Consider the following 13224-nt stretch of genomic DNA (forward strand, 5'->3'; position numbering starts at 1 on the left):
GGATTTTTTTGCTCACCCATCGTATATAATAGTACGGTGAGATTTCGAAAAGGCGGAATGTCCTTGGATGGTAAGACACATTGTTGTCGACGCAGATGCTTGTCCTGTCAAAGCGGAAATCGAACAGGCGGCGAAGCCATTCGGCACCCAAGTGGTGCTGGTCGCTTCGTTTGATCACAAAATGAATGAAAGTCCTGGCGTGAAGGTTGTGCAAGTCGACCGATCCGATCAATCTGTCGATTTATACATTGCCAATCATATTCGTTCCGGGGACATTTTGGTTACCCAAGATTTTGGACTTGCCGCTTTAGGGCTGGCCAAAGGGGCGATCTGCCTTACGAACCGCGGACAGGAATACACCGACAGCTCGATTGACTACTTGCTTGAACGCCGTCATGCTTCCGCGAAGCTCCGAAGGAGCGGCAAGCATACGAAAGGGCCGAAACCTTTTACGGAAGAAGATCGCAAAAATTTTCTACACGGTTTGACAAAACTTTTAAAATATTTGCAGGAAATCGAAAAAGAATAGCGAATAGTACTGAGTCGGAAATAGCGACTTGAATTGTAGGTGGATGGAATTGAGGTACGGACGCATACCTGAAGAGGTCATTGAGGCTGTACTTACACGCCATGACATTGTTGATGTTGTAGGCAGGCACGTACATTTAACAAAACAAGGGCACTATATGAAGGGCTTATGTCCGTTTCACTCTGAGAAGAGCCCTTCGTTTACCGTGACGCCGGAAAAGCAGATTTATAACTGTTTCGGGTGTCAGGCGGGCGGAAATGTCATTCGTTTTATTATGGAAATTGAAGGTTTAAGTTATCCTGAAGCGATAACGAAGCTGGCGGAGGAAGCGGATATTCCAATTACTTGGGAAAGTGCTTCCGAAGAACAGAACGAACAGCAGCAGGAAAAAGCCACTTTGCTCAAAGCCTATGAATTTGCCGCCAAGTTTTATCATTATATTGTCGGCAATACGGAGCAGGGGCGGGCGGCGAAAGGATACTTAACCGCCAGAGGCATCTCCGATAAGCTCATCGATACGTTTCAGATCGGTTATGCGCCGGCGATGTGGGATACGTTAGTCCAGCAGCTGGAGAAGCGTGGATTCGATCTTGCCCTGATGGAACGCGGGGGCTTGATCTCGGCCAAGCATGACGGACAAGGGTATGTGGACAAATTCCGGGAGCGTATCATGTTTCCCATTTGCGATGCCACCGGCAAAGTGATCGCTTTTGCAGGAAGGGCAATGGGGGATGCTCAGCCGAAATATTTGAACAGCCCGGAATCCATCTTGTTTAATAAGAGCCGCACGCTGTACAACTTGCATCTGGCGCGGCCAAACATGCGCAAGCTGCAGCAAGCCGTCATTTTCGAAGGATACGTCGACCTGATCAAAGCTTGGGAAGCTGGCGTTACGAACGGTGTAGCAACAATGGGAACCGCGCTGACGAAGGAACATGCCTCGCTACTGAACCGGAATGCCGATCAGATCGTCGTTTGTTACGATGGCGATCATGCAGGTCAAGCAGCGGCGTACAAGAGCATTCCTTTGCTGGAGGAAGCAGGAAGCCGCGTTACAGTAGCGATGCTGCCGGATGGCAAGGATCCCGACGAATATATAGGGCAATTCGGGTTCGACCGATTCGTACGAGAGGTCATTGGCGCTTCCGTACCATCGATGAAATATAAGCTTGTATACATTCGCAAAAATTTTAAACTGCACGAGGATGGTGACCGCATTCGTTATTTGCAGTCTGCGGTGAAATTGATCAGCACGCTTCCTTCCCCAATGGAGAGGGAGCATTATCTGAAACAGCTTGCCTCTGAATTCCCGGATTCTTCCTATGAAGCTATGAAATTGGATCTCCACGAAATCTTGCTGCAGTCCGAAAAAAACAAGCCGGATGGGGATAATAAACCAATTCTGTGGAATAATGTTATGAATAATGGGAGAGGGGCGGAAAGAACGCGCTCTAAGAAGTCACCAACGCTTTTACCCGCCTATCATAATGCAGAACGGTTGATTTTAGCGGTTATGATGCATGATCGCGAGGTTTGCGCGCATGTGGAAAAGGAGCTTGGCGATCAATTCAATGTTGAAGCTCACGCAGTCTTAGCTGCTTATTTATATGCTTACTACGCTCAATATTCTGAGCCTGATGCAAGCCGATACATTGCCATGCTGCAAGACGAACAGCTTGAGAGCTTGGCCAGTTCCATCGTGATGATGGGAGCCGGTCATGGAATGAACGAACAAGTGATTGACGACTATATTCGCCAGATTCGTAAAGTTCCGATGCAAGAAGAAGTAGCACGCAAAAAAGAAGAGCGAGTCCGCGCGGAGCGTGAAGGCGACCACCTGAAGGCAGCGCAAATTGCAATTGAAATTATTGCCCTAGAACAGCAGTTGAAGTCATCTTAGCTTTACTTCATGACTAGGGAGGAGGGAGTCCGTACCATGGCGAATGATCAGCGTACAGAACTAGAGACAGAATTGACCTTGGAACAAGTGAAAGACCAGCTTATTGAGCAAGGGAAGAAAAGGTCTTCATTGACTTACAAGGATATTATGGAGAAATTAGCTCCCTTCGATCAGGATCCTGAACAAATCGATGAGTTTTTTGAACAACTCTCCGAGCAAGGCATTGATGTAGGGAATGAATCGGACGACGATTCTATGAATTCCGAGGACAATGAGCGCGACGAGTTTAACTTTGATGATGATCTGGCCTTGCCGCCAGGGATTAAAATTAACGATCCCGTTCGGATGTATTTAAAGGAAATCGGCCGGGTGCCGTTGCTTTCTGCGGAAGATGAGGTTGGCTTAGCCAAACGCATTGAGAACGGGGATGAAGAAGCGAAGCGCCGTCTGGCGGAAGCGAATTTGCGTCTCGTTGTCTCGATCGCCAAACGTTATGTAGGCCGCGGTATGCTATTCCTCGATTTGATTCAGGAAGGCAACATGGGTCTGATCAAAGCGGTTGAAAAGTTTGACCATACGAAGGGCTATAAATTCAGTACGTATGCGACCTGGTGGATCCGTCAAGCGATTACGCGCGCAATCGCCGACCAAGCAAGAACGATCCGGATTCCGGTACATATGGTGGAAACAATCAATAAGCTGATCCGGGTCTCCCGTCAATTGCTGCAGGAACTTGGCCGTGAGCCGGCGCCTGAAGAGATCGCTAAGGAAATGGATTTAAGCACGGATAAAGTGCGCGAGATCATGAAGATTGCACAAGAGCCTGTATCGCTCGAAACGCCGATCGGTGAAGAAGACGATTCGCACTTGGGTGATTTTATCGAGGATCAGGAAGCTCTCGCTCCTGCCGACGCGGCGGCGTATGAACTGCTCAAAGAGCAACTGGAAGATGTGCTGGATACGCTCACGGAAAGAGAAGAAAACGTGCTTCGCCTGCGCTTTGGCTTGGACGACGGACGTACACGTACGTTGGAAGAGGTTGGGAAAGTGTTCGGCGTTACTCGGGAACGGATTCGTCAAATCGAGGCGAAGGCACTCAGAAAGCTTAGACATCCGAGCCGCAGCAAACGTTTAAAAGATTTTCTGGAATAAGTCGTGGATCAGGCCCTGCCGATATTCGGCGGGGTCTTTCTGCATGGAAATGAAGGATGGAAGGGTCGCCCAAAACTGCTACTAAAGCTTCACCCTGCGCGCACCGATATAGTAGCTAGGAAGGTGACGAGACTATGGATGCTGAAAGAAGAACGATTATTATAAGAGAAATTGAAAGATGGCGGCGGAGCAAGCTGCTCCCGGAGCATTACTGCGATTTTCTATTAAATCTATACGATGATGATACGGTGACCAAGCAGGCATCCATATTGGGCATAACCGCCACGGCCGTGACAAACAGTTCTTGGAAAATATGGCTAGCCATCGTTGCAATAATCACCGCAGTTGCCTTATCTGCTCTTAATTTTAACTCTTTTGCATTGCCAATGCAAATTGGGGTCTCAGCGCTGTTGGTCATTCTGTGCTATGGACTTGCTTATCGCGAGCGCACGAAGAGGCCAATTGTCGCTTATGTGCTGTGCGGGATTTCGTCTGTCGCTATGCTGCTGCTCGGGATCTACATCCTATATCTGGCCGGTGTCCATGCAAACGCAGCCTATATCAGCTATTTGGCGCTGTGCAGTATGATTTGGCTGTTCAACGGATTAATCGGCCGGATGGCGATTTTCCAAATTTGCGGATGGCTGGGACTTGTTGGCACGTACGGCTGGCTGCTGCTGCAGCGTCTGGAGCACCCGGCTTGGTTCACGCTGGAAATTAGTTGGCTGCCTGTCAGCATCGTGCTCATATGGATGGCCTGGCTTGCGCATCATACGAATAAACAGGCGGCCGGCGTGCTGATGCTGATTGGCTGTTTGGTGTGGTTTATGCCGGAAGCGATGACATTTGTGCTCGACGCCAACATGAGCGTACGTATCATTCAGCTTTCGTTTGCGGTAAAATTAGTAACAGCAGGTGCGGCTTTATTTGCGCTGCGAAAAAAATGGGTAGAGTGGGTAATGTAACAGATGGTGAAATTATCGAAAAGACTTGGGATGATTGCCGATCGGGTACCGGCAGGCGTAAAGCTTGCGGATATTGGGTCGGATCATGCGTTATTGCCAACATATTTGGCTCAAAATGGGATCATTACTTACGGCGTAGCGGGAGAAGTCAATCCGGGGCCGTTTGAAGCGGCAAAACGACAAGTGCTGGAGTGCGGCTTATCCCGGACGATTCACGTGCGTTCCGGCGACGGGCTGGCCGTTATAGCATCCGGTGAAGTCGATGTTATTACGATTGCAGGGATGGGGGGGAGCTTGATCGCCTCCATTTTGGAGGCAGGAAAGGCAAAGCTTGAGGGCGTTTCCCTGCTTATTTTACAGCCGAATGTCGGGGAGGAGCTTGTCCGCCGCTGGCTGCTCGGCAACGGTTGGAGTTTGACTTCGGAAGCCATCTTGGAGGAAGACGGCAAGATCTATGAGATTTTGACAGCGGCTAAGGTGCCAGTTGAGGAGCAAGCGGCGTTAGAAACTTTATATGCCGATCGTACGCTTCCGGAGGGCGTACGAGTGCAGAAGGATCGGCTGCTGCTGATGGGACCTTATTTGCTGGAGCAGGCGCCTGATATCTGGTTCGTCAAATGGGAGAGCGAGCTCCAAAAGCTCGCGATGATTGAAGCTCAGCTGCAGCTGTCCTCCGCAGAAGCGTCGGCTTTGAAGGCGGAGCAGGTACGGCAGGAGATTCGTGACATTCAGGAGGTACTCGCATGTTTGCAAAAGGTCAAACGGTAATTCAGCTGTTTGAGCAGCTCGCGCCGAAGCATTATGCGATGGCGGACGATAAGATCGGCTTGCAGCTCGGCACGCTTCAAAAAGATATTCGCAAAGTGCTGGTGGCGCTGGATGTCACCGATGCGGTGGTGGATGAAGCGATCGCCGCCGGCGTGGACTTGATCATCGCGCATCATGCGATTATTTTCCGGCCGCTGGCCCACTTGCAGACGGATTCGCCGGCAGGGCGACTGTATGAAAAGCTGATCAAACACGACATCGCGGTGTATATCGCCCATACGAATCTGGATGTCGCCGAGGGCGGCGTCAACGATTTGCTGGCGGATCAGCTGGGGCTTCAAGAGTTGACACATCTGGAAGATGTGCACACGGAGAAGCTGCAGAAGCTGGTCGTGTTTGTGCCGGAGACGCATCACCAGGTGGTGCTGGATGCGCTCTTTAAGGCGGGAGCTGGCGGCATCGGCCAATACAGCTCGTGCTCATTCAATATCCCCGGGACTGGCACGTTCCTTCCGCAGGAAGGGGCGAATCCGTTCATCGGGGAGGTGGGCAAGCTCGAACGCGTAGCAGAGGTACGCGTGGAAACGATCGTCACCGCCAGCGTGCAGCGCAGGGCGGTGCAGGCGATGCTGAAGGCCCACCCCTATGAGGAGGTGGCCTATGACCTCTACCCGATGGATCTGAAGGGTAGAGTGTTCGGTTTGGGCCGCGTGGGCAAGCTGCCCGCGGCCATGACGCTGCGCGAGCTCGCGGCGCACGCGAAGCGGGTGTTCGACGTGCCGGCGGTGCGCGTCGTCGGTGATCTGGCACGGCCTATCCGCAAGGTGGCCGTGCTGGGCGGTTCCGGCAGCCGCTACGTGCGGCATGCCATGTTTGCGGGCGCCGATGTGCTCGTCACCGGCGACATTGACTACCACACCGCGCACGATGCGCTCGCGGCGGGGATCGCTTTGCTCGACGTTGGGCACAACGTCGAGAAGGTCATGAAGCGCGGCGTCGCAGACTACCTCGCCGCGCAGCTGGCCAAGACCCAGACGCAGGTCATCGCGTCTGAGCTGTCGACGGAGCCGTTCCAGTTCCTGTAGGCGGACACGTGGATAGTTAACGTTTTGGCTATGCAGGAAACGATCGGGTGTTGTAATTCAGGTGCAATCCTAGTATACTAGCCTATGCACTGGAAAGTTTGACAGACAATCGCTGGCTGCAGGTAAGCTGCAGCGAGAGGAAAGTCCGGGCTCCATAAGGCAGGGTGCTGGATAACGTCCAGTCAACGCGAGTTGAAGGATAGGGCCACAGAAACGGACCGCCGATGGCTCCGCAAGGAGATCAGGCAAGGGTGGAACCGTGGTGTAAGAGACCACGAGGTTCTATGGTGACATAGATCCTGGTAAACCCCACTTGGAGCAAGACCTAGAGGAACGCAAGCTGCTTTCGAGGCAGCAGTCTTCGCCTGAGACGCGTTCGGGTTGGTCGCTTGAGCCATGCAGCAATGCACGGCCTAGATAGATGATTGTCGCTTCGATGGTGGCAGGGGACAGACGCCCGCTACGACCACCGGAAGTACAGAACCCGGCTTACGGCAAGCTTTCCTTTTCAGTCGACTGCCCGCATGGCTTATGCCTTGCGGGCATTATGCATTTGTGGTATATAAGAAAGCGGCGCTGGAAGACCATGTCTCCCAAGCGCCGCTTTTTATGTTCAATCCAAATGCCGCCGCGTAATCAAATATAGCTGCCGCGCCAATGTCTGCGGCCAGGATGGCAGCGGCGCAGACACACGGTCGCTTGCGTTCGTGGTTGTGTTCGACTCTTCCTCGGAAGTTGGTGTTTCGGCAGGAGCCGATTCCGTGCTGCCCACGCTTTCTTCGGCAAGCTGAATCGCTTTGACGACATCGATGACGCCGTAACCGAAATAGTTATCTTTGCCTTCGTCCCCGATGTCACGCGCAGATTTGCGGATGAGCTCGTACACCTCCGTATTTTTCAGATTCGGATTGGCTGATCGGACCAAGGCTGCAAGCGCCGTAACATGCGGGCTCGCCATGGAAGTGCCGGACAGTGCCGCATACTGGTTGTTCGGGTAGGTGCTGGCAATGCTGACGCCCGGCGCGGCCACGTCGATGTAGTCGCCGTAGTTCGAGAAGGTCGCCTTCATATTCTCTGAATCGGTTGCCGCTACGGCAAACACTTCCGGATAGGCCGCCGGAAAGCCGGGCCGTTCGGTATTGTCGTTGCCGCTGGCTGCGATCAGCGCGACGTCTTTGTCAAACGCGTATTTAATCGCATCGTGCAGGAAGCCGGAATCGGCATAGTTGCCGAGGCTTAGATTAATGACTTTGGCACCGTGATCCGTCGCCCAAATGATGCCTTGCGCAACGGAGTACGTGCTGCCTGCGCCTGTTTCGTCCAGCACTTTGACTGGCAGCACTTTGTTGTACCACGTCATGCCGGCCACGCCGCGGTTATTGTTGACCAGCGCGGCGATAACGCCGGCTACGTGCGTACCGTGGCCCACATCGTCCTGCGGGTCGCTATTGCCGCTGACGACGTTGTAACCGGGGAGCAGTTGCCCCTGCAAGTCAGGATGCTGCATATCTACACCAGTATCCACAACGCCGACGATGACGTTGCTAGCGCCGCGGCTGAGCTGCCAGCCCTGCACGGTTTCAATCAAGGGCAAATTCCACTGATAACGACTGTAGAGATTGTCGTTCGGCGTAAAATTGCTGGAAATTTCGCCCTCGGCTTCATCGGCCGATGCAGCGCCGTTATTTTCTTCGTTGTCCCTGGCTCGTTCATCATTCGTCAGATAAAGATAATGCGGCTCCGCATAGATGACGTCCCATTTTTTAAAGTAAGCCATTAATGCTTTGGCTTCCATGCCACTTGTACGAAATACATACGTGTAGCCAAGCTTCTGTACGGATGTTGCTTTAATTTCGGCTTTCATTTGCCCCAGCTGAGCGGCAGTTGGATCCGTTTTGAAGCGGACGACGACTTCATTTTGATGATAGTGGCTCGTTCCTTGATTATCTTCGGGATGATCGACAACTTTGTCTTTCAAAGTATCCGTATGAACGGATTCGATTTTCCAACGGTTCTCGTTCGGATAAGGCTCGAGACGCAAATTTTTCATCTGATGGTCTGTCACTTGATAGAGCACATCTTGATGAATGAGGCCAACTAGACCGTCTTTGCCCGTCACGGCCGGCGTTCCTTGAACAAAGTAAACATCCTTGCCTGCACCGAATTTCGGAGATTGATAATGTTTGCCTTGATCGACTTGCTTTTTCGCCTCAGCTAAATATTTCGAAGCCTCTTTTTTATAGCTTCCGGCAGCGACCTCCCCGGATGTCACGCCTTCCTCCAGCGGTTCACCGCGCTTCGTCCAAATCAGGAGATGCATCTTCTCATGGTGCTTCTGCATGTCGCTCAGCACGGCCTGCGCCGGCATGCCGCTGTCGATTTGGGCCAGCATTTTCGCATAGTCGAGAGAGCACTGACTTCGGCATAATTCATCGGTCAACTTCACGTCCTGCTCCAACAGTGTCAACTTGGAAGAGGTTTCGTGCTTGGCGCTGTAAACTTCAGGTCCAGGCTTCGTGCTGTCCTTGGGATGAGCGGGAAAGGCAAAGATCCCGAGGCATAAAATAAGTGCAATTGTCGTGATATACCGCCACAAAAGTAACCCCTCCATTTTACAAAACAATGTCCAATAGGCTATAGTTAGGTTTTGGAGAGTCGAGACGTTTTATGCACTTCTGCCCGGCGTTTTACATATACCACTTCGGTTTAATTTATGGTAGGATAGAAGTAGCGCAATTATAGGAGGTCTTCATAAATGGCTGTTTTTAATGTCAAGAATGTTTGTGAATCTACGCGTACGAAACTGAAAGAAACAACGGCCAAAATGGAACTGTTTCTAAATCAACATTCGCTTTCTCAACTCAATGTGGAAAATGATCCTGCGATGGATGAGTTTTACCGCGGTTATTTACAGGACACGCGTCACCTGCTCGTCTTCTGTGAAGTGGCATATGAGAAACTGGGCGTTAGTTTGCGACGTCCGACATTCAATGTTGATTTTTCGGAAAAAGTGCTCTATGAGGTATACCATACATGCGTAAATACCTTCTTCTATCCTAAAAATGAGTGCTACTCAGAAGACGGCCGTTATGCCTACACAGGCCAAGATGCCATTCGTTTCCGCAAAAAGCCTTGCCGCGAAGTTCGTGACTTGACGATCGAGTTGTCCAAAGTTTTCGAAGAACTACGGGAAGATCTGGCTTACTATGAAACGGATTACATCACACAGCGCCGCATGCAAGGCGAGAAAGTATAATCCATATTCACCTACACACATTAGACATCAGGAGATGCGTTCGAGCGCATCTCTTTTCTTTTTAGAAAGGGGCCTTGCCGAGATGAATCGCGAAGCGCTAATCCAAAGCAGCATTGCTATTATTACAATGAATCAGCACCCTAGCGGCGGGTATATTGCTTCGCCCTTATTTCCGACCTATGCCTACAGTTGGCTTCGGGACGGCACGTTTATCGCAAATGCAATGGATCGCGCAGGGAAGCACGACAGCAGCGCCTTGTTCTATCGATGGGTGCATCGCGTGTTGAAAGATAAGCGACCAGCGGTAGAAGCGCTTGTGCATAAGCATGAGCAGCGCATTTGGATTGACCGCTCCGAGTTTCTTGGAACGCGCTATCATTTGGACGGCCGTGAGGACAGTTCGGAGTGGGGGCATTTTCAGCTTGATGGGTATGGAGCCTGGCTTTGGGGGCTGGTGGAGCATATTCGGCTGACAGGGAATCGGGCATTGCTGTCAGAGCTTCGCGAAAGCGTTGAAATCTCGGTCGAGTACTTAATGACCTTCTGGCATTATCCGAATTTCGATTGCTGGGAGGAGTTTCCGGATTATGTGCATCCAGCGACGCTGGGCTGCGTATATGGCGGATTGAAAGCGTTAGGCGAGCTGGAGGACCGCAAGGAGCTGCTTGAGAAAGCGGCGCAAATCAAAGCATTCATTTATGAGCATGCCATTGCGGACGGCCATTTTGTGAAGTCGATTCATTGTATTGATGAAATTTGGCGCCCTGCGCTTCGCGGTGTCGATGCAAGTCTCTTGTGGCTTTGTTTGCCGTTTGGCGTATGCGATGCCGACGATCCTGTTATGCGCGGGACAGTGCAGGCGATTGAGGCTGATCTCAGGCCAGGCGGCACGGGCGTTCAGCGCTATGCGGAAGACCGTTACTATGGCGGCGGGGAATGGATTTTGCTGACTGCATGGTACGGTTTGTATCAAGCCCAGCTTGGCAATCGGGCGGAAGCGGAACGGTGCCTGGCTTGGATTGTCAGTAAAGCGGATGCGCTGGGGCGGCTTCCAGAGCAGTCTGAGGATGCGCTGCGCGAGCCGTCAGCTTATCCCGAATGGGTCGAAAAGCTGGGCGAGCCGGCGCTGCCGCTGCTGTGGTCGCATGCGATGTTTCTGGTGCTATCTGACAAGCTAAGCGAAGGATAGGTTATTCCCCCCACGGGCAAATTGTTAGTGGGGGTGATTAGCATGCCAGAAGTATCATGCGCAGTAGCCAATTGTGAATATTGGAAAAAGGGCAACAAATGCAGTGCAGATTCGATCATGATTGAGATTGATGAGCATGCATCTGCGAACTTCAATGAGGAATTTGCCTCGGAATCATTCGATCACGATCATCAAGATGCGGCCAGTGAAGCGGCGGCGACTTGCTGCCAAACGTTTAAGCAAAAGTCAAGCAGCTAAGACGCGAAGGACGGAGGTAGTCTGATGAAAGAGGACAACTCTTTGCACACAGCCACCAAGGAGCGGTTCCAGAAGGAACAGCTGCGCGTCGAAAGCGGGCTTGACCTGAAGGAAGAGTATGCGGCGGAGATTGCGGCTCCGCCTCGTGCCTTGAACCGCAGCGCCTATGGAGCCGAATCTTCGGTCAGCGACGAAGAAGTCGGGGAACTGGTTGAGGCCGTTACCCGCAATAAGGCGGTGGGTTATGTCGCCCTGTTCGTCGCGCTCGCGTCGCTGTTCGTCTGGCCGGTACTCTTGGGAATTTCGGGCGTTATCCTTGGCGTGATCGCCGTTGTCATGGGCAACAAAGCGCTGGGCGGCTGGTCGATTGCGCTGGGATTACTGGCAGTTGCCGCTTATTTCCTACTTGTTCCGTTTTATGCGTAGCCTATGGAGAAACAAGCCGAGCGATCGGCTTGTTTTTCTTTTTACACGGGTCTGCGGAGGAAAAACGCGAAAAAATGCATCGCGAGCGCGCTAATCCCGAATATGAGCCCGTAAACAGGAGGTTTTACGCCTTTTGCTCTCTTTTGCTCGTACTATTTGCCTTGAGGAGTCATATTCGCACCTTTGAATGCTTAGAGTATTATTATATAATGAATAGTGATATTTTAAATTCAATTGAAATTAAGGGAGGTGCACCTAGTCTCCTTGGTGCGTTAGGCACTTTTTAAAGGGGATAGGTAAGGTATTGGAAGATCCTTTGCCCGAAACGTTAATCAGTTTTCTGTTAATGTTTGGACTGGTGCTGTTAAACGGTTTTTTTGTCGCAGCGGAATTTGCCATGGTGAAAGTACGAGGAAGCCGAATTGAGTCACTTGTCGGAGAAGGGCGACGCAACGCAAAGTTCGCTCAGCGCATTATGAATAACCTGGATGCTTATCTGGGAGCCTGTCAGTTGGGAATTACCTTGACTTCACTCGGACTTGGTTATGTCGGGGAGCCGACCTTCGCCAAAATTTTGGAACCGTTATTTGCGCCGCTGCATTTGCCCGATTCTGTATTTCATACCATTACTTTTATCATTGCCTTTTCTTTAATGACGACGCTGCATATTACCCTGGGGGAACAGTTCCCCAAAACGTACGCCATACGGAAAGCTGAACAAGTTACGCTATTCTCGTCAGGCCCGATGGTTGTCATTTTTAAAGTCATGTACCCTTTCATTTGGATTCTGAACGGCATCTCCAACTGGATGCTGCGCCGTGCCGGCATTGAGCCTGCGACGGAGCACGAATCGGCTCACACCGAGGAAGAAATTCGCGTACTGATGCAAGAAAGCCACAAAAACGGACTCATCGATAACACAGAGCTTACGCTTGTTGATAATATATTTGAATTCGCCGAGACGACGGCACGGGAAATTATGATTCCGCGGACCGAAATGGAATGTCTCTACGCCGGACTCACCTACTCCGAGAACTTGGCCATTGCCATTAAGGAAATGCGCACGCGTTATCCGGTCTGCGACCCTGATAAGGACAATATCATTGGCTTCGTCCATATTAAGGATTTGCTCAAGCCTGACGCCAATCTTCGCGGCATTAAGAAGATTATTCGTCCGATTACTACGGTGCCGGATTCCATACAGATCAGCGACCTGCTGAAAATGATGCAGAAACGCAAAAGCCAAATGGCGCTTCTGATCGACGAATACGGCGGTACTTCCGGTCTTGTTACACTGGAGGACATTATGGAAGAAATCGTTGGCGAAATTCAGGATGAATTTGACGAAGAGCGTCCGACCATTGAAATGAAAGATGAACATACGTTCTCCATTGACGGGCTTCTGCTCATTGATGAGGTGAACGAATATTTCGGTCTTGAGATCGCGTCGGACGATTACGATACAATCGGCGGTTGGATCTACTCGCAAATTGAGATTCCGCCAAGCCGTAACCAGCAGGTGGTTTACAACGAAGAGTTCACGTTTACCGTCGAAGAGACGGACCATCTGCGCATTTCCCGCGTGACGGTGAAGCGGGCCGCAAGTGAGAATGAAGATGACCTCTATGAACAAAATATTTCTTGAAAGCGTAAGAGGGACAGCTGATGGCTGTCTCTTTTTTCAGTGCGCCTCACA

At 51.3% G+C, this 13224-nt stretch carries 12 protein-coding genes and 1 other RNA gene; 12 read left to right on the top strand and 1 reads right to left on the bottom strand.

Going from position 1 to position 13224, the window contains the following annotated elements; genetic code table 11:
• The first annotated feature begins 67 nt into the window (after positions 1-67).
• From ABE504_RS15285 to rnpB, 7 genes are all read left to right on the top strand, one after another.
• Positions 68-529, top strand: a complete 462-nt coding sequence (locus tag ABE504_RS15285) for a YaiI/YqxD family protein (RefSeq protein ID WP_430090014.1) — start codon at positions 68-70, stop codon at positions 527-529.
• A gap of 43 nt (positions 530-572) precedes the next feature.
• Entirely contained in the window at positions 573-2429 is a 1857-nt protein-coding gene (dnaG, locus tag ABE504_RS15290; protein ID WP_430090017.1) for a DNA primase, read from the top strand.
• Positions 2430-2465: 36 nt separating this feature from the next.
• Entirely contained in the window at positions 2466-3581 is a 1116-nt protein-coding gene (gene rpoD, locus ABE504_RS15295) for an RNA polymerase sigma factor RpoD (protein ID WP_126143165.1), read from the top strand.
• A gap of 134 nt (positions 3582-3715) precedes the next feature.
• Positions 3716-4546 (top strand): hypothetical protein, encoded by an 831-nt coding sequence (locus ABE504_RS15300; protein ID WP_430090020.1) that lies wholly within the window; start codon positions 3716-3718, stop codon positions 4544-4546.
• Between the two features lie 3 nt (positions 4547-4549).
• Positions 4550-5314 (top strand): tRNA (adenine(22)-N(1))-methyltransferase, encoded by a 765-nt coding sequence (locus ABE504_RS15305; protein ID WP_430090023.1) that lies wholly within the window; start codon positions 4550-4552, stop codon positions 5312-5314.
• Positions 5290-6399, top strand: coding sequence for a Nif3-like dinuclear metal center hexameric protein (locus ABE504_RS15310; RefSeq protein WP_430090026.1), 1110 nt, complete (start codon positions 5290-5292; stop codon positions 6397-6399). The genes ABE504_RS15305 and ABE504_RS15310 overlap by 25 nt, the downstream gene beginning before the upstream one ends.
• A 93-nt stretch (positions 6400-6492) precedes the next feature.
• Positions 6493-6906, top strand: an RNA gene (gene rnpB, locus ABE504_RS15315) — RNase P RNA component class A.
• Positions 6907-7012: 106 nt separating this feature from the next.
• Here the strand turns inward: rnpB and ABE504_RS15320 are convergent.
• Positions 7013-8995 carry a S8 family peptidase gene (locus ABE504_RS15320; RefSeq protein WP_430090029.1) on the bottom strand — a complete coding sequence of 661 codons (1983 nt, stop codon included), beginning with the start codon at positions 8993-8995 and terminating at the stop codon, positions 7013-7015.
• 159 nt (positions 8996-9154) lie between these two features.
• Here ABE504_RS15320 and ABE504_RS15325 point away from each other — a divergent pair, with 159 nt between their 5' ends.
• The 5 genes from ABE504_RS15325 (at position 9155) to ABE504_RS15345 (ending at position 13173) form a co-directional block, all read left to right on the top strand.
• Entirely contained in the window at positions 9155-9655 is a 501-nt protein-coding gene (locus ABE504_RS15325) for a YpuI family protein (RefSeq protein WP_126143160.1), read from the top strand.
• Positions 9656-9737: 82 nt separating this feature from the next.
• On the top strand, positions 9738-10844 hold the full coding sequence (locus ABE504_RS15330; protein ID WP_430090032.1) for a glycoside hydrolase family 15 protein: 1107 nt from the start codon (positions 9738-9740) through the stop codon (positions 10842-10844).
• 42 nt (positions 10845-10886) lie between these two features.
• Positions 10887-11102, top strand: coding sequence for a DUF1540 domain-containing protein (locus ABE504_RS15335; protein ID WP_430090035.1), 216 nt, complete (start codon positions 10887-10889; stop codon positions 11100-11102).
• 24 nt (positions 11103-11126) lie between these two features.
• The gene (locus ABE504_RS15340) at positions 11127-11528 is read left to right on the top strand and encodes a hypothetical protein (protein ID WP_430090038.1); all 402 of its coding nucleotides are present in this window, start codon (positions 11127-11129) and stop codon (positions 11526-11528) included.
• Positions 11529-11874: 346 nt separating this feature from the next.
• Positions 11875-13173: a hemolysin family protein gene (locus ABE504_RS15345; RefSeq protein WP_430090047.1), complete on the top strand. Its 1299-nt coding sequence runs from the start codon at positions 11875-11877 to the stop codon at positions 13171-13173.
• Positions 13174-13224: the final 51 nt, after the last annotated feature.

Source organism: Paenibacillus oryzisoli, from assembly GCF_050467285.1.
GTDB lineage: Bacteria > Bacillota > Bacilli > Paenibacillales > NBRC-103111 > Paenibacillus_E > Paenibacillus_E oryzisoli_A.

Coding starts and splice junctions, on each gene's coding strand:
- ABE504_RS15335 (WP_430090035.1), top strand. CDS start 10,887: ATGCCAGAAGTATCATGCGCAGTAGCCAATTGTGAATATTGGAAAAAG.
- ABE504_RS15300 (WP_430090020.1), top strand. CDS start 3,716: ATGGATGCTGAAAGAAGAACGATTATTATAAGAGAAATTGAAAGATGG.
- ABE504_RS15325 (WP_126143160.1), top strand. CDS start 9,155: ATGGCTGTTTTTAATGTCAAGAATGTTTGTGAATCTACGCGTACGAAA.
- ABE504_RS15285 (WP_430090014.1), top strand. CDS start 68: ATGGTAAGACACATTGTTGTCGACGCAGATGCTTGTCCTGTCAAAGCG.
- ABE504_RS15305 (WP_430090023.1), top strand. CDS start 4,550: ATGGTGAAATTATCGAAAAGACTTGGGATGATTGCCGATCGGGTACCG.
- ABE504_RS15340 (WP_430090038.1), top strand. CDS start 11,127: ATGAAAGAGGACAACTCTTTGCACACAGCCACCAAGGAGCGGTTCCAG.
- ABE504_RS15330 (WP_430090032.1), top strand. CDS start 9,738: ATGAATCGCGAAGCGCTAATCCAAAGCAGCATTGCTATTATTACAATG.
- dnaG (WP_430090017.1), top strand. CDS start 573: ATGGAATTGAGGTACGGACGCATACCTGAAGAGGTCATTGAGGCTGTA.
- ABE504_RS15310 (WP_430090026.1), top strand. CDS start 5,290: ATGTTTGCAAAAGGTCAAACGGTAATTCAGCTGTTTGAGCAGCTCGCG.
- rpoD (WP_126143165.1), top strand. CDS start 2,466: ATGGCGAATGATCAGCGTACAGAACTAGAGACAGAATTGACCTTGGAA.
- ABE504_RS15345 (WP_430090047.1), top strand. CDS start 11,875: ATGTTTGGACTGGTGCTGTTAAACGGTTTTTTTGTCGCAGCGGAATTT.